Origin of the sequence: Brevibacillus halotolerans (assembly GCF_026891775.1) — a bacterium.
Lineage (GTDB): Bacteria > Bacillota > Bacilli > Brevibacillales > Brevibacillaceae > Brevibacillus_B > Brevibacillus_B halotolerans.
Map to the genome: position 1 here is coordinate 216,825 of NZ_JAPTNK010000004.1, position 21,141 is coordinate 237,965.

The window sequence follows — 21,141 nt, forward strand, 5'->3', positions numbered from 1 at the left end:
ATTATACGATCGTCACACCTGCACTTGCATAACCTGTGACAGCAGTGACTACTGTTAAACCAGTAGTAGTGATAGAAAACACCATTAATAGACGGGTTTGGGCTGTTACTGGTATCGCTAATCCTGTGGTAAGGCCATTACTTATCGTACCAATAGGGACAAGTCCTGTAAGAGAAGGCGTTAAGGTCACAATTGCTCCTGGAATTGGGGTAAAGATGTTATTAGGAGTAGGCGAACTGTAGAGCTGAGCTGTGATAGTTGCTGAACCTCCAAGTATAGTCACACCTACTGCCGTACTAAAGAATGCTGAGATAGACGTAATAATACCGTCACGTGGTACAGAATAAGCAAAGTTGAGAAGTGTACCTGCTGCTCCTGTCAAATCGATAGTGCTTCCTAGGGCAAATACTGTTGGGCCTGAGCTACCAAAACCAACTAATCCAACAGTTCCAGCAAGGCCACTGACAAGCGTAGTTAATACAAGAGGAAGACCAGATGCGAATGGAATGATTGAACCTGCACCTGTTGGGCCGGTTGGGCCGGTGGCTCCTGTCGCTCCCGTGGCTCCTGTCGCTCCTGTTGCCCCTGTCGCTCCCGTGGCTCCCGTGGCCCCTGTCGCTCCCGTGGCTCCTGTTGCTCCCGTGGCTCCCGTGGCCCCTGTTGCTCCCGTGGCTCCCGTGGCCCCTGTTGCTCCCGTGGCTCCTGTCGCTCCTGTCGCTCCCGTGGCTCCTGTTGCCCCTGTTGCTCCTGTGGCTCCTGTCGCTCCCGTGGCTCCTGTTGCCCCTGTCGCTCCTGTTGCCCCTGTCGCTCCCGTGGCTCCTGTCGCTCCTGTTGCTCCCGTGGCTCCCGTGGCTCCTGTCGCTCCCGTGGCTCCTGTTGCCCCTGTCGCTCCTGTTGCCCCTGTGGCTCCTGTTGCCCCTGTGGCTCCCGTGGCTCCTGTCGCTCCCGTGGCTCCCGTGGCTCCTGTCGCTCCCGTGGCTCCCGTGGCTCCTGTCGCTCCCGTGGCTCCCGTGGCTCCTGTTGCCCCTGTGGCCCCCGTGGCCCCTGTGGCCCCCGTGGCCCCTGTGGCTCCCGTGGCTCCCGTGGCCCCTGTCGCTCCCGTGGCCCCTGTTGGGCCTGTTATCGGACAAAAAGTGGTGAAATGTGTGCATGAAGATCTAGAAAAGCTGGACGTACAATGTCCATGCATTTTATATTTATCTGTTGGATTTCGCCGCATAAAGTCAAATAATTCCGATTCAATCAATCCGTCTTTAATCTTTTGTAAATCATCATGATTATCGTATCGCAAAAAATCACACCTCCCTTAATAATATGTGATATCTTATGGAAAACCCAAAGACTCGGTTATCATTAATTTTAAAAACGTTGATTTGCTTGTAAAAAATAGGCCTTACAACATCTTTTTACGATATCACTAGACTAGTATCCCTATTACATATGACCATTTTTAACCCAAACCAAGTTTGATCGTGACCCTTCTACCATAACGACACATATACATAACTATCTTAGTTAAAGGAGGTACCATACTTGCGTTTACATCCCTACACCTTCCTCCTGTCTCCTATGTTCTCCCTTTAGCTATGGCTACGGAAAACTTCATCTGGCTAAAGAGGTGATCTGACACAGTATATTTTCTTTCTTTGAAAAATGTAGGGAGAGCAAGTTTGGTTTCATGTTCCTATCATGTAATTCCTAATACACCCGCACCAATTACCAGAATTACGCATGAGTAATTCTTAGCTTCACTCTGTATATATCATCCTTTTCCTCTTAAAAGATGATAGGCATTATGGGTAACCAGTTAATAAGAATACCAGGTTACCTCATGTGAGTAGCCCGGCTTTTTTACTCTACATTCGTCATTTAAAACTCGGGCTACCCCATTTTTTAATAATCCTGGAGGTGAACAAATTACCGTGAATATTTCATCACGCGATTGTGACCATCATCCCGACAAAAAAATTATTGTTAAACTCTCAGCTAATACCTCATTTGTCGCGGTTGGGAGCATCATTACATTCACAGCTCGAATACGGAATAGAAAAAGTAAGGGGATTTTGACTAACGCCTTTTTGTTTAATGAAACTCCTACAGGGACTGTGTTTGTACCAAATAGCGTCACTGTAAATGGATTTCCTCAGCCCGGTGCTTCACCCGTAACTGGCATCAGTCTTGGAACCATTCCTGAAAGAGTAAAATCCGTAAGTGTTACTTATCAATTCCGTGTAGTCACTGTTCCATCACCAGCCAAAATCAGTAGTCAAGCAAGATTGACTGGTACACTGGTCTTTTCAAAAGGGCGCCGAATTCCTATTACTGTCCTGTCCAATGTAGTAACGATACCTTTCCAAGGAACCTGCCTCCCACTACAGGCGGCAAATAATGGAATCGTCGTTCGTCAAGGCGAAGGAATTAAATCGTTTATTAAAATTGCTAATCCAAGCCGAAACACTCTCTTATTTAAACTTCTGTCTTCTCCAAAACACGGTAGTCTTAAACTTTTAATCGATGGTCGATACGCTTATAAACCAAAACACAATTTTACTGGAAAAGATATCTTTACAGTCTTGGTAATAGATCCGATTTGCCATTCCACAGCAATTGTGCGAGTCATTGTTCTAGTGAGGGCAAAATGTTGTGACCACCATCACAAATCTAGTTCTTCGAGCTGCTCACATTCCCAATCGTCCTCCTCCAGCCATTCTAGCTTTTCTAGCTGTTCCAGTTCTTCTAGTCCTTCCAGTCGTTCCAGTCGTTCCAGTTCTTCCAGCCATTCTAGTCGTTCCAGTCGTTCCAGTCATTCTAGTCCTTCCAGTTCTTCCAGTCGTTCCAGTCATTCTAGTCCTTCCAGTTCTTCCAGTCACTCCAGTCATTCTAGCGATTCCAGCTATTTCAGCAGTTGTTTTGAATCCAGCACTAGTAAAACATGCACGGAGGAGTAATCCATCTTCTTTATCTAAAAAAGCAGGCCTGACAATCAACAGGACTGCTTTCTTTGTGTTTGATTCCTAATATGGAACATAGCTTTTCCAAATAAAAAAGTCGTTTGTTGTTTTTTGAATATAACAAATATAGCAATGTAACACATTTGTTAGAATTTACAATAGCAAATCCCCCTATCCTTGCCTTAGAATAAGTAAGTATTTTTTCGTAGCAAGATATAGGGAGGAAACACACTAGGATGAATACTCAATCCGTGAAGATTACCAACTGCGATCCATCGGCATTAGGTTTGTTTGGTTTAGCGATGGTAACATTGGTAGCTTCTATGCAAAAACTTGGCTTCACTGAAGGCCTATCCATGGTTATACCGTGGGCTATTTTCTTAGGAGCATTTGCACAGTTATTTGCTTGCATCAATGATTCGAAACGCAATAATATTTTTGGTACTACGGCTTTCGGTGCTTTTGCTTTTTTCTGGTTTGCTATGGCATTATCTTGGATGATTCAGATGGGGGTTTTCGGGACGGAAATGGCTGCCAAAGTAGATGGAAAACATCTAGGGATTGCTTTCCTTGGATATCTCATCTTTAGCATATTCATGACAATTGGTGCCACTGAAACAAATAAAGTCCTGTTCATCATCTTTGTTTTCATTGATTTCTTATTTATTGGACTTACTTTCAGTAGTCTTGGCATCGCTAAAGGTCCAATGCATACTCTTGCTGGAGTATCAGAGCTACTTATTTCTATCTCATCCTTCTATGGTTCTGCTGCTTGTGTACTTAATGCACATTTTGGTCGTGAATTCCTACCAATCGGCAAACCAATGGGCATCTTTAAAAAGTAAAGAACTGGTTACTTCGTTCTATATAGCCGCTTGCGCACCTGCGTAGGCGGCTTTTTACATGCAAGTCCCCTTTTAGATAGCGTTCATAGGCGACTTGATTAAACATCTCAACCGTTTCGTTACCATACGCCCATGCCCGATAAAAGAGAAATCCTACACGTGTTACACCTCCCCTTTACCTGGGAAAGGAGGGAACACGAAGCACCGTAATCCTCCCTTGCCGATAATAACTACTCCCCCTGTTAATCTAGAGGGCATGTTCTGGTGGCCGTCTACACTTCACCTTACTTTTCTAATTTTGCGTCTAACCTTAATCTGGTTTTAACGATTCTTAGATAAAATCAAACATAATAAAAACGTCTTTGAAATGGTAACATTCACTTATTTAAGGTAAGTTTAAGAGTAGGTTAAGTCCAATGAAAGGTTTTTCAACTATAATAGTCTAGTAAAAGCAAAAAAAGGATGTTCTATGTCTATTTCTTTTGCTAATAGAAGATTATTAAAAAATGTGGGAGGAAACTGAATGTCTAACCAACCAGTGGTGAAATTAGAAAACGTGACAAAAAGAGTCGCGGGGAAAACACTTGTTAGAGACCTGACGTTCTCCGTACAACGTGGAGAGGTATATGGTTTTCTTGGTCCCAATGGTTCTGGTAAAACTACCACCATTCGCATGATTGTTGGCCTCTCTTCCATTACGGAAGGCGAAATATATGTGGAAGGTTACAATATAAAAAAGGATCGGTCAAAAGCAATGGTTCATGTCGGCGCTATCGTGGAGAACCCTGAACTATATGGCTATATGACCGGGATGCAGAACATGATCCACTTTGCCCGGATGGCTGTTCAACCAGTATCCAAGGAACGCATTCATCAAATTATTGACCTTGTAGAGCTGACAGGTGCTATCAATCAGAAGGTAAAAACCTATTCTCTAGGGATGCGCCAGCGCTTAGGAATTGCTCAAGCTCTGCTACACAATCCGTCCATTTTGATTCTAGATGAACCAACAAACGGCCTTGACCCAGCAGGGATTCGCCAGCTCCGCGACTATCTGCGGGAGTTAGCCAAACGTGAAAATATCGCTATTCTAGTCTCCAGTCACCTACTCTCTGAAGTAGAGCTGATGTGTGACCGGGCTCTTGTAATCCAAGAAGGTCGATTTATTGAAGAAATGATTGTTAACAATCAGGCAACAGAGGTTAAAGGACTATCTGTTGAATTTGAAGTAGAAAGCAGTCAGCAAGCAGTAGACGTTTTACACGATTGGACAGTTGAAGTAATGAGCGACAAGCTTCTTCTGCTTCAGATTGAAAAATCGGACATTCCGGTAATTGTACAACGCTTAGTAGAGAGCAATTGCCCTATCTATCAGATTAAAATTAGAACCAAGTCGCTGGAAGATCGCTTCTTAGCCCTGACAAAAGGAGGTAAATAGCGATGAAATTTTTCCATCTCATACAAAATGAAATCATGAAGCTCAATGCGAAAAGACAAACCGTGCTATTCTTCTCCTTACTGGCCGTTCTTGTTTTATTAGCAGGACTTATAGGTAAATTTTATGCAACAGACATGACATCTGGCATTGGCTATGCTGGATTCTCGGTCTTCATGCAAATTGGTCTTGGCTTTTTAATTACTCTATTTGGCCTTGTTATAGGTTCTCAAATCCTGACGGACGAATATAAAGAAGGCACTATTAAACAACTATTGATTCGTCCTAGCAGCCGTACAACCATTTTACTTTCTAAATATGTGACAGTTCTTATCATGTTAGTTGCTGCTACTTTATTTTTGATGCTATTTAGCAGTTTGGTAGGAGTAGTCTTTTTCGGAACAGAATCAATGGCCGGTTTGGACTTCATAACATTACTACAAGCCTATTTTTACAACATTCCAGCATTACTCTTTTTAGCTACACTATCTTTTTTCACTGCAACTATATTTAAGACAAATGCACTTGCGATTAGTGTAGCCATCATTGCATACTTTTCCGGTTCCATCGTTAGTATGTTTACCAAGAAATATGTATGGGGTAAGTTTGTGATTTTCAATCATCTGGACTTACAAGCGTATTCTGACAATCCGTTAGTCTCTCGCTTGTCTGTACCTGCCTATCCCGATTTAGGCATCTGGTTTTCCTTGATGATAATCGCTATTTATATTGCCCTGATGGTTTATTTATCAATCCTGATCTTCAAAAAACGGGATGTGCAATAAGCCTTTCAAAATAAATCGTACAAGATACAAAAAGCTGGCTCTTCGAACGGAAGAACCAGCTTTTTTGATCATCTTGATCGGGCTTGCTTATTTTTTCGTTGGGTCAAATGAACTTTTCAGTGACACAATCAAGTTAAATACCAGCTTATCAGCGGTTGTGTGCTTCGGATCAACATTGAAGTACCCATGGCGGAAAAATTGGAATTTATCTTGAGGTTTTGCCTCTGCCATGTTCGGCTCTACAAATCCTTGTAGAATCTCTAAAGATGACGGATTGATATAATCAAGGAAGGTTTTGCCCTCTTCTTCCTCTTCATCTAAAATCAATGGTTCATAGAGACGGAACTCAGCAGGAATAGCTTGCGTTGCATCTACCCAATGAAGTGTCCCTTTTACCTTGCGTCCTGTAAAACCAGAGCCACTCTTTGTTTCAGGATCATAGGTGCAGTGAAGCTCTATAACATTGCCGTTCTCATCCTTAATGACCTCGTTGCATTTAATGAAATAAGCATGCTTGAGTCGAACTTCATTTCCCGGGAATAGTCGGAAATACTTATTTGGTGGGTTTTCCATGAAATCATCTTGCTCTACATAAATTTCACGCGTAAACGGAATCAAGCGAGAGCCCATCTCTGGGTTTTCCGGATTAATTTCAGCTTCAAGCCACTCCACTTGTCCCTCTGGATAGTTAGTAATTACCACTTTAAGCGGTTTTACTACTCCCATTGTGCGTGGTGCTTTTAGCTTTAGATCTTCACGAATAAAATGATCCAGCATCTTAGAATCTACTACGCTGTAGCTGCGAGCAACACCAATCTCTCTAGCAAAGGTTCGGATAGATTCCGGAGTAAATCCTCTGCGGCGTAATCCTGAGATGGTTGGCATTCGCGGATCATCCCATCCATCCACAATGTTTTCATCAACGAGCTGTTTTAATTTACGCTTACTCATTACTGTTTGCGTTAGATTCAAACGTGCAAATTCGTATTGGTGCGGTACATGCTTCATTTCTGTCTCAGCGACTACCCAGTCATACAAAGGGCGATGGTCTTCAAACTCAAGAGTACAGATAGAGTGCGTAACCCCTTCAATTGCATCCTCTAATGGATGAGCATAGTCATACATCGGGTAAATGCACCAGGTATCACCTGTGTTATGGTGAGTAGCGTGCGAGATACGATAAAGAACCGGGTCACGCATGTTCATGTTCGGAGAAGTCATGTCAATCTTAGCGCGCAACACCTTTTCTCCATCCGCAAATTCACCCTTACGCATGCGCTCGAACAAATCCAGATTCTCCTCGATGCTGCGATTGCGATACGGGCTTTCCTTGCCTGGCTGTGTTAACGTACCGCGATATTCTCTCATTTGCTCCGCGGACAGATCACAAACATACGCTTTCCCCTTTTTAATCAGCAATATCGCACGTTCATACATTTCCTCGAAATAATTAGATGCAAAATACAGCTCATTCCACTCAAAACCAAGCCACTTTACATCTTCCTTGATGGACTCTACATATTCCTGATCCTCTTTCGTAGGATTCGTGTCATCAAAACGTAAAAATGCTTTTCCGTTAAATTCTTTCGCCAACTCAAAGTTTAAGCAAATAGATTTGGCATGGCCTATATGCAAGTAGCCGTTTGGTTCTGGAGGAAACCTTGTCACGACCTCATCTACTTTTTTTGATTCAAGATCATCAATAATTATGTTACGAATGAAATTTGATGATGCCGAAGTGTTTTCCACTAAAATCAACCTTTCTCCACCAAGTTAACGTGTACCTTGTACCATTTTGTATAAGTAAAATAATACAGTTTACTACTTTTTAGTTCAACCTACCTTCGCTTATAAACCAATCTTTTTTAGTTTAGCCGTAAACAGGAAAAAACTACACCTGCTTCTGACCAATTGATATGACAGAAACAAGAATCTTATATCTTGTAAAAACGCTTTGTATTTTGATACAGGATAGAAGCCGTCTCCTCGGCTGCTAGACCTTTTAAACGGGCGATAGCTTGACAGCTCTCCTTCATCATAGCGGGATGGGTAAGCTGGCCCGTAAACGGCCCCTCAAACGGCCATGGGCCATCTGTCTCTATCATAATTTGTTCCAAGGGGTATTGTAGAATCAGTTGCTGGATCTCGTCCTCATAGACAACATCTGGTGTAACAGAAATATAGTAGCCACTCCTACTCATTCTTAAAGTAGTAGCCTTACTGCCTTTAAACCAATGAAAGTGCGCTTTCGTCACATTATGTTTTTCGAGCAGCTCACAAGCTATTTCGGCATCCTCATAAACAGTGTGTAGGATAATCGGTTTATCATAGCGACTAGCTGTCATAATAAAACGTTCCAGTAAGTGAATATATGGCTCTTGGTTAAATGTCTGTTCATTCCTTCTGGCCTCTAATTGAGTATAGTAAGGCAAACCTACCTCCCCAATCGCTACCATCTCCGTTTGGTGCTGGTCAATCCAATCAAACAATTGCTGTATTTCTGCCTCCGCCGGCAATTTTTGTTCAGGATGAAAACCGTATGCTACGTTAACCCGGCCGGGATATCGTTGTAACCAGTCCCGATTTGCAAGACATGATGATAGATTCATAGATACAGAAATCACCTTTTCAATCCCGTATGACTGACACTCAGCCATGATCCGCTGGGCATCGGCAGGATGATATGAATCTACATGTATATGCGCATCAATCATAGGATAGGAACCATTTGACAAGAGAATTCCTCCTTTATCGGCTCTTGATCTTTTTCATTGTAGCAATTTTTTACACATTCCTGCTAAAACAAAAATATGTAGGAAAAACCCTATAACAACAGCGTTTTAAGTTTTTATATATAATTCATAATTTTTCACGAAAGTAAATAATCAGCTTTTACTAATTTTATTTACGTGTATATATGTTAAAATAGATAAAATATGTTAGGAAGGTTATGGAGAAAGGAGGCTCTTTCATTTGGTATCATTAGAAAGAGTATTATCTGTTAGCAATGATTTCCTATGGACTTACATTCTCATTTTCATTCTCATTGCAGTCGGAATTTATTTTACGATTCGTACCAGATTTGTGCAGATTCGCCTAATTGGTGAAATGTTTAGACTGCTCGGTGATGGTGCTAATCGTAATTCACAGGAGAAAAAAGGGGTTTCCTCTTTCCAAGCCTTTTGTATGAGTGCTGCCTCCCGTGTGGGAACGGGAAATTTAGCTGGGGTAGCTATTGCCATCGCAGTTGGTGGGCCTGGAGCAGTCTTCTGGATGTGGATGCTGGCTACAGTCGGAGCGGCTTCAAGCTTCGTAGAATGCACACTGGCGCAGATTTATAAAGTACATGATAAGCATGGATTTAGAGGCGGTCCTGCTTATTACATGGAGAAAGCTTTAAATCAGCGCTGGATGGGTATTACCTTCGCTGTTCTAATTACGCTTTGCTTCGGGTTTGTCTTTAATGCCGTACAGGCCAATACCATTACGGCAGCTATGCAAACGGCCTTCGGGGTAGATAAAGTAACGACGGGTATCATTTTATGTATCCTTACTGCTATTGTTGTATTTGGTGGAGTAAAACGCGTAGCGGCTATCTCAAAATGGATTGTACCGATCATGGCAACTCTTTATATTGGCATTGCCTTATTTGTAATGCTTATGAATTATCAGCAAATTCCTGCTGTCTTCATGAGCATAGTAAGTCATGCGTTTGGTCTACAAGAAGCATTTGGTGGCGGTATTGGTATGGCTCTTAGCATGGGAATCAAGCGTGGACTATTCTCTAACGAAGCTGGGATGGGTAGTGCTCCTAATGCAGCAGCCACTGCTGATATTACACATCCTGTTAAACAAGGCTTGTTACAAACGCTGGGAGTATATGTAGATACTTTGTTGGTATGTAGTGCAACTGCGTTTATTATTCTTACATCTGGCATTTATGTGGATAGTGGTATGGGTGGAATTGAATTGACACAAGCGGCGCTAAGCACTCAGCTCGGCTATTGGGCTGTTTACTTTGTTGCCATAATTGTTTTCTTTTTTGCGTATAGTTCCATTGTTGGTAACTACTATTATGGTGAGACTAACATCGATTTTATTCGCAGTGAATCTCGCACGTGGGTGCTTCTCTATCGACTTTGCGTTATCGGAATGGTCATGTTTGGATCCTTGGCACAAAACGATATCGTCTGGACATTAGCTGATTTATTTATGGGGATGATGGCACTCCTTAACCTGATTGCTATTTTCCTACTTGGAAAATATGCATTTGCTGCTCTGACCGATTATGTTCAACAGCGAAAAGCAGGCCAAGACCCAGTCTTTTATTCTGATTCTATCCCAGGACTAGTTAATACAGAATGCTGGGAACGTGATCCTAATAAAGTAAAAGAGGTCTCCTAGCAATAAGAATGGAAAAACATGAGAATATACACAAGAAGAGGATACTACAGGCAGTAGTGTCCTCTTCTTTTTACTTATTTATCTTTTTACAAAACACTCGGATTAGTAAATATTTCCATAAACCACTGACGGAATTCCTCTACTCGAATCTCCAAGCATACTTTTGCATTCGCTTGCTGTTGATAATAGCTCTTCAGATCAACGATAGTCGCCCCAGCCGTATAGCTCCCATTAACTTCTACATCTACAAAGCATTTCTTTGTGACAAAAAGCTCTGGCTTTACTAAATACGCAATAGCGCAGAGATCATGCATATGTAAGCCAGTCGCTAAGCTACCGCCGCGATAATGCTGAAATAACCCATAGAGCATTTCACCTGTTCGGTTCATCTCTTTTAAAGCTTCTACGTTTTCCTTCGTTAAAGTAGCTAGGCTTGTTACATCCAAACCACACATTGTAATATCAAGCCCCGACTGTAATACTATCTTCGCTGCTTCCGGGTCAACAAACATATTAAACTCTGCCGCAGGAGAATGATTGCCGCGTGAAGCTGAACCACCCATGAACACAATTCTTTTGATATTTTGCTTACATTCTGGATAAACAGATAATAGGAGAGCAATGTTGGTTAACGGACCAATAGGAACTAACGTAATAGGTTCCTTACTGCTCAAAATGGTTTCACGCATTGCCTCAATAGCGTGAATACCAAGGGTCTCCTTCTTTGGATGAGGAAAATCATATCCATCTAGCCCAGAGTTGCCATGGATATGACTAGAGTCCTCTAGTGTCCGTAATAGAGGCTTGATTGCCCCTTGTGCAACCGGTACATCACTGTGAAAGAATTCGAGGAGCTTTAAGGCATTATTGGTAGTCTTATCGCATGACACATTGCCAGCAACTGTGGTGATTAATTTCACATCTATCTGATCATGAAACAGAGCTGCTGCAATTGCTACTGCATCGTCTATTCCCGGATCGGTATCAATGATAATGTGGTGTATTGGTTCCATCTCGATCGTCCTTTCTTATCCATTATGTAACCGTTTACGCATCTTATTGTAAGGATGGGCTAGCTAGTTCGTCAATTACAAGAGAAAAAAGATACGACTAGACCAGCACTGCGAGAGTTATATTTTCATAAAGAAAAGCCGCTCCCTACAGGAACGGCCTTACATCCTTCTATATTCTTTGTAAGAGTTTTACTCCAAAAAAACCCTTATTTAAGTAACGAAATGTAATAATGCTCCGAACAGATAAGGTCAATCGTGCTGATCTGATAACTCACTAGTTCATACCGGCTACCGCTACTGGTCTAATCCTTCTCTTATCTTTTGTCTTTCTATGTTACTTTTTCGCTTTTTCCAAGGCTTGATTAACTGCCTCTTTTACAGCACTACTAGATTTAGATGCACCAGAGATAGCCTCTACACCCTCTGTGCCTTGTTTTTCGATGATCTCGGGGATCGTGTTCTCCATAACAGCTTCAATCAGATTTTGGGTTTCCTCATGCTCTAGGATCTTAATACCATCGATTTTGCCTGCCTTCACTTCTACAGACACTTTAATATCGCTACTAGCACCGCGGGCCACACCTTCATATGAACCGTCCTTAAATTTACCGGTATCAGCTGTCGCTCCACAGCCAACAAGCACCATCGCCGCCATCGCTAGCATAGCTACTAGATAAAATAGTTTTTTCATAATCATTCTCTCCTCAATTTCTTGCTTTCAAGATTACTTCGCGGCCTTTGCTGCATTTTGTCCTGCAATGCGACCAAATGTTACGATATCAGCCATAGCATTACCACCTAGGCGGTTACCACCATGTACGCCACCTGTAACTTCTCCAGCTGCATAAAGACCCTTAATGATTTGGCCTTCTTTATTCATGACTTCTGCATTGGTGTTGATTTGTAGGCCACCCATAGTGTGATGAACCGCAGGAGTTACTTGAATGGCATAAACCTTTCCTTGGTTTAATTGAAGAGGTAAGTCATCACGCTTAAATTCCTTATCTTGTTTCGCTGCTACCGCATCATTATATGTTTTTACGCTTTTCATCATAGCGTCTTTATCTACACCGATTTTACCAGCCAGCTCTTCGACAGAATCAGCTTCTGTTACTAGCTGCATGTTGAAGTACTCTTCTACCGCTTTTAGACCTTTTCTTAATCCGTCATCAAAGAACAGGTAAGCAACACCATCTTTTTGATCCAAAATACCTTTAGACACTACGTCACGAGTTAATAGCTCGTTGATGAAACGTTTCCCGTCTTTATTGATTAGGATAGCTCCATTTCCGCGAACAGCTTCTGTTACCATCACACCTTTTTCAGGAACAACTGTTGGGTGGGTTTGGATTTCAGCCATATCAACTAAATTGGCACCAACGCTTTCGCCCAACGTAATCCCTTCACCCAATGCTCCTGGATGGTTGGTTGTCGCAAAGCCTTTTAGCTCTGGTTTATAGGAAATAACCATCTCCTGATTAGCTGAAAAACCACCTGTAGCTAAAATGACCACCTTTGCATTAATCGTGTAAGCCTTACCATCTTTATTCTCGGCTGTTACACCAGTAACTTTGCCCTGTTGATCTTTGATAATTGCGACCGCTTTATTTTTGACACGGACATCAATATTTTGTTCTTTTACTTTATTCTTTAAAGTAGATATAACATTAGAGCCTACAGCCGCTCCGCCAGTCGGACGATGAATACGGCTTACACTTGCTCCACCCGCACGGCCAACGTCAGATAAATCAGCACCCATTGATTCTAGCCAAACCACAGAATCTTTCGCTTGCGTAGTCAGAATTTTTACTAGCTCAGGGTTATTCTTATTGTATCCGCCCTTCATTGTATCTTGGTAAAACAGCTCTTGGCTGTCTTCAATTCCTTTTTTCTTTTGTGCTTCCGTTCCCGCTGCATTTAATCCTCCAGTAGCGCGAGTTGTGTTACCTCCGACCATCGGCATTTTTTCCAGTACGATTACCTTGGCACCAGCATTTGTGGCTTCTACCGCGGCCGATAGACCTGCACCGCCTGCACCAATTACTACGATATCCGTACTTTCATCCTGAGGAGTTGCTGTCTCGGTTGTAGCCTTGCCTTCCGTTGCACCCGGAGTCGTTGCACTACCGCATCCAGACAGCACAGGAACTGCCAAAAATGCAGCCATCATAAGAGACATCCATTTCTTCATGTTGAATCCTCCCTTTTTTCTACTACTTGATAAATGGATATTCAGTACCTTTTTCTTCTCTTTTTTATATGAAAGCAATAACGTTATCCTTCGATGGTAGTATAAACAGTAGATGTTCTAATGTATGTGAATAATTTCACACCATATTTTTCTAAGTCCATCCATGCACCCTTCTTATCTCGTTTTTTTCAAATGTAAGGTATTTTCTGTCATAATCAGACAAGTGCCTCATCTGGATTCAAAAGAACTTTATCTGCTTTTATTCTTGTATGTATGCGGTTCTTACCCTATTTATAGCAGAACGTGCATAGTGAAAAAAGCAACGGTTGTGAATGTGATAACATTCACAAAACGTTCACTGTCATCTTTACTAATACGCTCCTATAATAAACAGCATAAACACTATTACAACAGTGTTTATCGTAAAAAGAGGAATAACAGACTTGCACATAAATCCTAACTGCTTGGAGGACTAGCTATGAGAATTGCTGTTATTGGATGCACACATGCCGGAACTGCCGCTATTGTTACTGCTGCTAAGTTATATCCAGATGCTCACATTACCGTTTATGAACGAAATGATAATATCTCCTTTCTTTCTTGCGGTATTGCCTTGTATGTAGGTGGTGTAGTGAAAGACCCGCAAGGCTTGTTCTACTCTTCCCCAGAGAAATTAGCTGAGCTTGGCGTGGTTACCAATATGCGCCACGATGTGATCTCAATAGATACCGATCAAAAAACATTGGTCGTTCGCAATTTAAATACAAATGAAGAGATCATAGATTCCTATGATAAATTAATCGTTACTACTGGTTCTTGGCCAATCATGCCTAACTTAGCAGGAATTGAGCTAGACAATATCGTACTGTCCAAGAATTTTAACCACTCCAATACCATTATTGAAAAGGCAAAAACAGCTAAAAATGTAGTCGTCGTTGGGGCCGGATACATTGGGATTGAATTAGTCGAGGCCTTTGAAATGAATGGCAAGCAGGTGACTCTCATTGATAGTGCTGATCGGATTCTAAACCGTTATCTTGATGAAGAATTTACTCAAGTTACCGAAAAAGAATTACTGGATCATGGTGTTACACTTGCTCTAGGTCAAACTGTTACGAAATTTGATGGCATGGACGGTAAAGTGACAAAAGTCATCACCACAAAAGGCGAATACGAGGCTGACTTGGTGATTCTATGCATTGGCTTTCGTCCCAATACAGGCTTGCTTACAGGACAAGTCGATATGTTGAGTAACGGAGCCATTATCGTAAATGAATACATGCAAACTAGCAAAACGGATGTGTATGCTGCTGGAGACAGTTGTGCGATTCGCTACAACCCTACCGGGCAACACACCTATATTCCCCTAGCCACTAATGCTGTACGTATGGGTACACTAGTTGCTAAGAATCTAGTAGCCCCTACCATGGCTTATATGGGCACACAAGGAACATCCGGGATTAAAATCTATGATTATAACATTGCTTCTACTGGAGTAACAGAAGGGGCTGCTTCAGACTTGGCTATCAATGTGAAAACTGTCACAATTGAAGACAGCTATCGACCAGAATTCATGCCAGAGCATGAAAAGGTCTTACTAAAAGTAGTCTTTGAAGAGACTTCTCGCCGCATTCTCGGAGCCCAAATCATGTCCAAGGCTGATTTAACGCAATCCATGAATACCTTATCTGTCTGCATCCAAAATCATATGACAATCGACCAGCTTGCCTTTGTCGATTTCTTCTTCCAACCGCATTACAACAAGCCTTGGAACTTCTTAAATCAGGCTGGCTTGCAAGCCATGTAGAAACAATAGATTCAACAGCTTCGTACACTTATTTTGCAAATAACCAGGTGATCAGCAAAAAGAGCGTCAGCCTAGCTAACGCTCTTTTTCTCTCATGCTTTTTTAACCTACACGCCAAGCAAGGCTCCCTGTTCCATTACTTTCTGCTCATCTAAATAGAAGTCTGGCTCCATTACAACACAATCAATATGTACACCTGCTGAGATGACTCCCCCAAAGGTATTGTTGCTTCCAAACGCTACATGAATTGTGCTGTATACCTTTTCATCCTCTAAAACAACCCCAGTAATACGAGCTTTATCATTCGTCCCTACTCCAAACTCGGCTAATAATCGGCCATCTCCATCGCCCAGCAATTCCAAAAGCTGTTTTCCGCTTGGGCCTTCTGCAGAGACAATGCGTCCTTTATCAATTGTAAGCAAGACAGGTTCTGTTAATTTTCCAATCCCAGCAATGGAACCATCTACAAGGATTTGCCCGGTAGCTGTTCCCTCTAAAGGGGCGATATAAGCTTCTCCGGACGGCAGATTGCCCGATTCTCCGGGATTCACATACACACCGGTACTGGGAATCCCTTTTCTTTGCTCAATGGAAAAGCTTAGGGAATAACCCGCTTTGTCAATTCTTACTTGCTTAGCTTCTGTCAGCATGCTAGCTACTTCTTCAGTCAGTTCTTTTACTTTTGCATAATCGGCCGCAATAGCGCCTGCCATGAACATATCCTCTGTTATTCCTGGCATCGTAGCCACCCTAGCTCCTGCTGCTACCGCATTTTTTCGGGCATGCGTATGAGTGAGCGAATGCTTGGTAATCCCAATCACTACATCAGCCTTCGTCATAGCGATCGCTACGGCTTCAGGAGGCTCCTCCCCCGATTTGGTACGCTCCTGCATAACCATAAGTAAGGCTTGGGCTCCTAGACTTCTTCCTGCCTCATAGAGAGCCTCCGCTAGGTTTTTCTTGGAGTCATCCGTTACAACTAAAAGAGTTTCACCAGCTTTTACGCCCAACGAGCTTTGCAGCACACTTTTACTAATTTCAATGATAGATTGTTGCATATGAACCACCTTTCTCCTAGCGTTTGAGAAATTTTATTTACTCATTCCGACATATACTTTACCATGATCGTCTTGCATAGGCACAGCTTGGACCGACCTTCCCTACTGTCGTATTCTGCGACAAATACAGGATCTCTTTAAACACCTGTCGTGTAATTTGCCCCTCCGTGTCCCTAGCAATGAACGATCTCACCGATATAACAATAATAAGGATCATCTGCTATCACATGCTCCTGCCTAATCTCTTCGGACAGGACAGGTGCCGTAATTTCTTGAGCCACGATCACCTTACATTCATAATAACGCTCACAGTCGCCGATCACAGGTGTATCAATGACCTGAGAGTCTACAACGGTTAATTGGCATGTAGAGATTTTATCCACCGTACGACCAGATTGTGTTCCACAGGCAAAGAGCTTTTCCCCCATATCTTCTGAAAAAGGAACACTAACCGTAAATTCCTTGGAAGCCTGTAAAAGCTGGGTGGTATGCCTACTTTTACGCACCATCACGGTCAGCGTGGGTTTTCCAAATAGAAAACCAATGCTACCCCAAGCAATTGTCATCGTGTTGATTTCTTCCTTGTCCTTGGTTGTTAGAAAAGCCCCTCTTCGATGCAGCCAGTCTGTTGCAAGCTCCATTTGCTCTAAAAAAGCCACGGGAATTTGATTTTTCGGCTCATGATCTTCTGTATTCCTTAGCTGTTGCTCCATCAAAAACACCCTTTCGATGTTTATCCTCCCTTTCATTGTACTGAGGATTTTCCCCTTGTCCCTTCTCTCTTTTTGACAAAAGCATGACGCACTTTTACAGGAAAAAATCCACCCCATGTATAAACACAGGATGGATTCGTTCTTACGCTTATTTATTATTTGTCAGTTTAGCAATCGACGGCAGGATCAGACCCAAACCTAACAGCACGAGCGGTGTTGCGATATTAAGAGTAATCTGGAAGTACCATTGTGGTGTAAAAGCAGGTACTTTCGGGAACATCCCCATCAAGCAAGCAAACGCAGTGAAGAAAAAGCACCATCCACCAATCAGTAGACCAAACTTATTATTTTTCACGAATTGATATTCAGACGTAAATTTATCAGCCATTTTCATTACAGCAATATAGGCTGCAAATACCCATAGGTAACGAAGCGGCATTACTACAGAATTTAAGTCTAGCAACCAGTCAAACAATGTATTCATATTACGGATACCCAGAGCTGGTACGATGATGAGAATACCTACTAACACCGTAGTTAGGATATAACCATTAGTAGGGACGCCCTTGTCATTGCTTTTCAAAAGCTTTCTTGGAATGTATCTTTCATCAGCATCTAATAATAATACCTTCAATGGCGCATCAATCGAGAATGCCAATGCTGAAATTTGAGCCAAGGTATTAGAAATCGCATACAAAATTAAGAACGTGTTACCAATTCCATAGTAATTACCTAGCATTTGGAACGCATAATATTGACCATTCATTTTTAAGTCAGCAGGAATGTTATTCGCATCAAACATAATCCCCATAGCATACGAGCCTAAGAGCGCACAGACAGCAACCATGATCGCTAGAATCAACATCCCCCTTGGGAACTCACGAGTTGGGTTATTCGTGAAGTTGACATACGGTGCGATCTTCTCTGCCCCGCCTACCGCAAAGACCAGCATGGATAAGGTAGTAAAATAAGCAAAATTAAATTCAGGAATGAATGTGCTGACCGTCATATTGGTTGTTGCAACACTTACACCTGTGAGTGCTGGTGCCGTAACAGCTAGCAAAATGTACAACAAGGACATCACAAATACAGAAATACCGGCAACGGTCCCAATTCGCTTTAAGGACGAAATACCTTTAGAAGCAATCCATACAAAGAGTAAAAAGATAACTAAACAAGCTAATTGAATGACCAACGTAGAATATTGGTCGAGTACCTTACCACTGCCTGTAAATGTCCAGCCTAGTGCAATCAAGATAGCCTGAGGCTTTTGTGCTAGATATGGAATGTGAACAGCCCAGTAGGTCCATGCTGCCAAATAGGCAATATTAGGCCCCATCGTTTCTTTAATCCAGGTACTAACACCACCCTTACCATCTTTAAAGGTAGAACCTAATTGACCCACCATTAAGGCATAAGGAATAAAATATAAGGCAATTATCAAAACCCAAGAGGTAATGACTTGTAATCCTTGGTTGGCATAGTTATTAACAACGTTGCCAAAGCCCCAAACTGCTACAAACGCCATTAACGCAATATTATACCATCGGAGTTTTTTCTCATCCGCTCCCATAATCAAGAATTTCTCCTTCCTAAAATGAAAAAATATACAGGGAACTACTATTTCCCCTTGTAAATTATATAGGAGGATTTGAGCCATTCCTATAACGAAATCAAAATATTTTTGTCTTTTCATTAATAGTTAAAAAATCTAAAACATAATCATGAAGCATAAAAATTATCATTACCAAATAAAGCGCTTTTATAAATATCTATCAAAAAAATAAAAAGAGCAGTTACATCGGTTACATGTAACTGCTCTTCTTGGTTCAACCTTCTATTTTTTTACTCCGACTCTTTTCGTTCAGCGTGCCAAGAAAGCATTCGGTCAGGATGATTGGTGCAAATATATAGATGGGGATGCCATTCGCTTATTCGCCTTATCTCATGTTCATCATCAATCGTCCAAGCAAATATCTCGTAGTTTTGCTCCAGCATTATGTGTACAAAATCTTTTGTCAGATAAGGATAGGCCATGGACAGAATGGTTGCTCCTGTTTCCTCTAGCTGTTCACGTAACAGAACTGGTTTGCCCGCTATAATTAACCCCGTTTTCATCGAGGGTTGTAGTTCTTTGACCTTTTTTATGATTTCGTGATCAAAAGAGGTGAGACAAACCTGTGAATAAAGCTCATATGCTTCTACCAGCTCCACGACCTTTTCCGCTAGACGCGGATATAGATTTCCTGCTGTCTTTAGCTCTACATTAAGGCGACAAGTATGCTGTGAAACAGCTTGAAACAATTCCTCTAAGGCGGGGATGGTTTCATCAGAAAATTCCTCAGCAAACCAGCTTCCTGCACTCCACTGACGCAATTGCTCAAATGTATGATCTTTAACTAGCCCTGATCCGTTTGTGGTGCGTTCTAGCGTAAAATCATGAATAAGCACAGGAATCTCATCCTTGGATAGCTGTACATCTACCTCAATCGCCTGAATACCCGGTTCTGCTAAGGCAAGCTTAATAGCTGCCATCGTATTTTCAGGTGCCCTCCCTGACCAGCCTCGGTGTGCCATGCAATAGCTCATATGAGATTCCCCCCTATTTCTTCAACAATTTTTGCCCCTTTTCCACAGCTTTGGATAGTGCCTCGTCAATACTAGCCTGACCTAAAATTACACGCTGAATTTCTGTCATAATGACTTCCTGTAGCTCTTTATAGCCCGGTACCATTGGGCGTGGCTTACCATACTCTAACTGCTTCACAGCTACTTGGAAGTTCGGATCCTGTTCATACACTTTTTTCATCTCATCTGATTGAATTGCCTCTGATGTGACTGGCATGTATCCTGTTTCCGCTGACCATACACTGGTTTGCGGCGTATCAGTAATCCACTTCACGAACTCCCACGCCGCCTTCTTTTCTTTTTCAGATGATTTTTGTAGAATTACTAGATTTGCCCCACCTGCTGGTACTCCGAAATCCTTATTAGCAGGCAGGAAGGCCGTTCCTACATCAAACTTGGCCTTTTCCCGCATGCCCTTCAGCTCACCGGTGGTTGTAAAGATCATCCCTACTTGCTGATTTAAGAAATCCTGCGCGGCTACATCCCATGCATTGTACTTCTCACCTGGAGGAGCTTTCATGATCCCTTCTTGTAACATGCTCATCCAAAATTCCAACGGCGCTTTACCTGCCTCTGTATGAATCATTAAGCTCTTGCCGTCCTCGCTTAAAATTTGTCCGCCGCTCTCAAATACCAGCGCTTCATAGAACCAAATATCGATGGGCGTAGAAAATCCGTATCTTTTCGTTTTTCCGCCTTCCTTTTTTGTGAGCTTCTGAGAAAATTGACGTAATTCCTCCCAGGTTTTTGGACCATTTGGATCAAGTCCTTCTTTCTTCAATAAATCGCGATTGAGATATAGCAAAGGAGTGGAACGGTTAAAGGGAACGGCATATAATTTCTCCTTCCAATAGGAGTTGCCCATAAGACCAGGATTGTATTTCTTCTCTTCTCCAGCGGCATACGGCCCTAGGTCCTCTAACACCCTCGCATCCGCAAAGGCTCCAATGGAAGCAATCTCAACCATCGTAACATCAGGCTGATTCCCGGCTGTGACCGCTGACAGCACCTTAGTATGATTCTCGTAGTAGCTTCCTTGATAAGAGGGCTTCACCACAATATCCTTATGCGTTTGATTAAATTCCTTTACAAGCTTTTGAACCATTTCCCCATTATGACCGCCTACTGCATACCAGAAATCAATCTCAACAGGCTGGGTAGCTGCTGTTGCTTCCTGACTTGCTGCTGTCCGCTGTTCAGTAGTTCCTACTGCCTGCTGCTGAGCACATCCCGCTAGCATTCCTGACAAGCCTACTGTACACATTAGAATAGATAAGCCCCACTTTTTCACGTTCTTGCCCTCCTTGACAT

17 protein-coding genes are annotated in these 21,141 nt (G+C 42.3%); 6 read left to right on the top strand and 11 right to left on the bottom strand.

Annotated features, from left to right (window positions below):
- Position 1 precedes the first annotated feature (1 nt).
- Positions 2–1,291 carry an exosporium glycoprotein BclB-related protein gene (locus tag O0550_RS08095; protein ID WP_276564946.1) on the bottom strand — a complete coding sequence of 430 codons (1,290 nt, stop codon included), beginning with the start codon at positions 1,289–1,291 and terminating at the stop codon, positions 2–4.
- Positions 1,292–1,922: 631 nt separating this feature from the next.
- Here O0550_RS08095 and O0550_RS08100 point away from each other — a divergent pair.
- From O0550_RS08100 to O0550_RS08115, 4 genes are all read left to right on the top strand, one after another.
- Positions 1,923–2,948, top strand: coding sequence for an Ig-like domain-containing protein (locus O0550_RS08100; protein ID WP_258425995.1), 1,026 nt, complete (start codon positions 1,923–1,925; stop codon positions 2,946–2,948).
- 239 nt (positions 2,949–3,187) lie between these two features.
- A complete protein-coding gene (locus tag O0550_RS08105) occupies positions 3,188–3,796 on the top strand; it encodes an acetate uptake transporter (protein ID WP_258425996.1) in 609 nt (202 codons plus the stop codon).
- Between the two features lie 523 nt (positions 3,797–4,319).
- Positions 4,320–5,234: an ABC transporter ATP-binding protein gene (locus O0550_RS08110; RefSeq protein WP_258425997.1), complete on the top strand. Its 915-nt coding sequence runs from the start codon at positions 4,320–4,322 to the stop codon at positions 5,232–5,234.
- A gap of 2 nt (positions 5,235–5,236) precedes the next feature.
- On the top strand, positions 5,237–6,016 hold the full coding sequence (locus O0550_RS08115) for a DUF2705 family protein (RefSeq protein WP_003342794.1): 780 nt from the start codon (positions 5,237–5,239) through the stop codon (positions 6,014–6,016).
- A gap of 87 nt (positions 6,017–6,103) precedes the next feature.
- On the opposite strand, the gene O0550_RS08120 is transcribed toward O0550_RS08115, so the two are convergent.
- Together O0550_RS08120 and O0550_RS08125 are read right to left on the bottom strand one after the other, a co-directional pair.
- Positions 6,104–7,774: a glutamine--tRNA ligase/YqeY domain fusion protein gene (locus O0550_RS08120; RefSeq protein WP_035318714.1), complete on the bottom strand. Its 1,671-nt coding sequence runs from the start codon at positions 7,772–7,774 to the stop codon at positions 6,104–6,106.
- A 176-nt stretch (positions 7,775–7,950) separates the two neighbouring features.
- Positions 7,951–8,751: a TatD family hydrolase gene (locus O0550_RS08125; protein ID WP_258425998.1), complete on the bottom strand. Its 801-nt coding sequence runs from the start codon at positions 8,749–8,751 to the stop codon at positions 7,951–7,953.
- Between the two features lie 238 nt (positions 8,752–8,989).
- Between O0550_RS08125 and O0550_RS08130 the strand changes: the two genes are divergently transcribed.
- Positions 8,990–10,420, top strand: coding sequence for an alanine/glycine:cation symporter family protein (locus O0550_RS08130; RefSeq protein WP_101669332.1), 1,431 nt, complete (start codon positions 8,990–8,992; stop codon positions 10,418–10,420).
- An 86-nt stretch (positions 10,421–10,506) separates the two neighbouring features.
- On the opposite strand, the gene rihC is transcribed toward O0550_RS08130, so the two are convergent.
- The 3 genes from rihC to O0550_RS08145 all read right to left on the bottom strand — a co-directional run bounded on the left by rihC (position 10,507) and on the right by O0550_RS08145 (position 13,624).
- Positions 10,507–11,433 (bottom strand): ribonucleoside hydrolase RihC, encoded by a 927-nt coding sequence (gene rihC / locus O0550_RS08135; protein WP_258425999.1) that lies wholly within the window; start codon positions 11,431–11,433, stop codon positions 10,507–10,509.
- Between the two features lie 334 nt (positions 11,434–11,767).
- Positions 11,768–12,124, bottom strand: a complete 357-nt coding sequence (locus O0550_RS08140) for an FMN-binding protein (RefSeq protein WP_003334141.1) — start codon at positions 12,122–12,124, stop codon at positions 11,768–11,770.
- Between the two features lie 33 nt (positions 12,125–12,157).
- Positions 12,158–13,624, bottom strand: a complete 1,467-nt coding sequence (locus O0550_RS08145) for a flavocytochrome c (protein ID WP_035318716.1) — start codon at positions 13,622–13,624, stop codon at positions 12,158–12,160.
- A 478-nt stretch (positions 13,625–14,102) separates the two neighbouring features.
- Here O0550_RS08145 and O0550_RS08150 point away from each other — a divergent pair, with 478 nt between their 5' ends.
- Positions 14,103–15,431, top strand: coding sequence for an FAD-dependent oxidoreductase (locus tag O0550_RS08150; RefSeq protein ID WP_258419821.1), 1,329 nt, complete (start codon positions 14,103–14,105; stop codon positions 15,429–15,431).
- Between the two features lie 107 nt (positions 15,432–15,538).
- On the opposite strand, the gene O0550_RS08155 is transcribed toward O0550_RS08150, so the two are convergent.
- From O0550_RS08155 to O0550_RS08175, 5 genes are all read right to left on the bottom strand, one after another.
- The gene (locus tag O0550_RS08155) at positions 15,539–16,489 is read right to left on the bottom strand and encodes an aminopeptidase (RefSeq protein WP_121473114.1); all 951 of its coding nucleotides are present in this window, start codon (positions 16,487–16,489) and stop codon (positions 15,539–15,541) included.
- 173 nt (positions 16,490–16,662) lie between these two features.
- On the bottom strand, positions 16,663–17,202 hold the full coding sequence (locus tag O0550_RS08160) for a flavin reductase family protein (RefSeq protein ID WP_258426000.1): 540 nt from the start codon (positions 17,200–17,202) through the stop codon (positions 16,663–16,665).
- A 148-nt stretch (positions 17,203–17,350) separates the two neighbouring features.
- Complete coding sequence (locus tag O0550_RS08165) at positions 17,351–18,775, bottom strand: amino acid permease (protein WP_003342813.1); 1,425 nt, start codon at positions 18,773–18,775, stop codon at positions 17,351–17,353.
- A 272-nt stretch (positions 18,776–19,047) separates the two neighbouring features.
- Positions 19,048–19,791, bottom strand: coding sequence for a glycerophosphodiester phosphodiesterase (locus O0550_RS08170; protein ID WP_258426001.1), 744 nt, complete (start codon positions 19,789–19,791; stop codon positions 19,048–19,050).
- A 13-nt stretch (positions 19,792–19,804) separates the two neighbouring features.
- The gene (locus O0550_RS08175; RefSeq protein WP_258426002.1) at positions 19,805–21,121 is read right to left on the bottom strand and encodes an ABC transporter substrate-binding protein; all 1,317 of its coding nucleotides are present in this window, start codon (positions 21,119–21,121) and stop codon (positions 19,805–19,807) included.
- Positions 21,122–21,141 lie beyond the last annotated feature (20 nt).

Bases quoted from the DNA above. Each gene is read 5' to 3' on its own strand.
- O0550_RS08145 (WP_035318716.1), bottom strand. From the start codon at position 13,624: ATGAAGAAATGGATGTCTCTTATGATGGCTGCATTTTTGGCAGTTCCT.
- O0550_RS08155 (WP_121473114.1), bottom strand. From the start codon at position 16,489: ATGCAACAATCTATCATTGAAATTAGTAAAAGTGTGCTGCAAAGCTCG.
- O0550_RS08165 (WP_003342813.1), bottom strand. From the start codon at position 18,775: ATGGGAGCGGATGAGAAAAAACTCCGATGGTATAATATTGCGTTAATG.
- O0550_RS08105 (WP_258425996.1), top strand. From the start codon at position 3,188: ATGAATACTCAATCCGTGAAGATTACCAACTGCGATCCATCGGCATTA.
- rihC (WP_258425999.1), bottom strand. From the start codon at position 11,433: ATGGAACCAATACACCACATTATCATTGATACCGATCCGGGAATAGAC.
- O0550_RS08150 (WP_258419821.1), top strand. From the start codon at position 14,103: ATGAGAATTGCTGTTATTGGATGCACACATGCCGGAACTGCCGCTATT.
- O0550_RS08110 (WP_258425997.1), top strand. From the start codon at position 4,320: ATGTCTAACCAACCAGTGGTGAAATTAGAAAACGTGACAAAAAGAGTC.
- O0550_RS08115 (WP_003342794.1), top strand. From the start codon at position 5,237: ATGAAATTTTTCCATCTCATACAAAATGAAATCATGAAGCTCAATGCG.
- O0550_RS08160 (WP_258426000.1), bottom strand. From the start codon at position 17,202: ATGGAGCAACAGCTAAGGAATACAGAAGATCATGAGCCGAAAAATCAA.
- O0550_RS08170 (WP_258426001.1), bottom strand. From the start codon at position 19,791: ATGAGCTATTGCATGGCACACCGAGGCTGGTCAGGGAGGGCACCTGAA.
- O0550_RS08140 (WP_003334141.1), bottom strand. From the start codon at position 12,124: ATGAAAAAACTATTTTATCTAGTAGCTATGCTAGCGATGGCGGCGATG.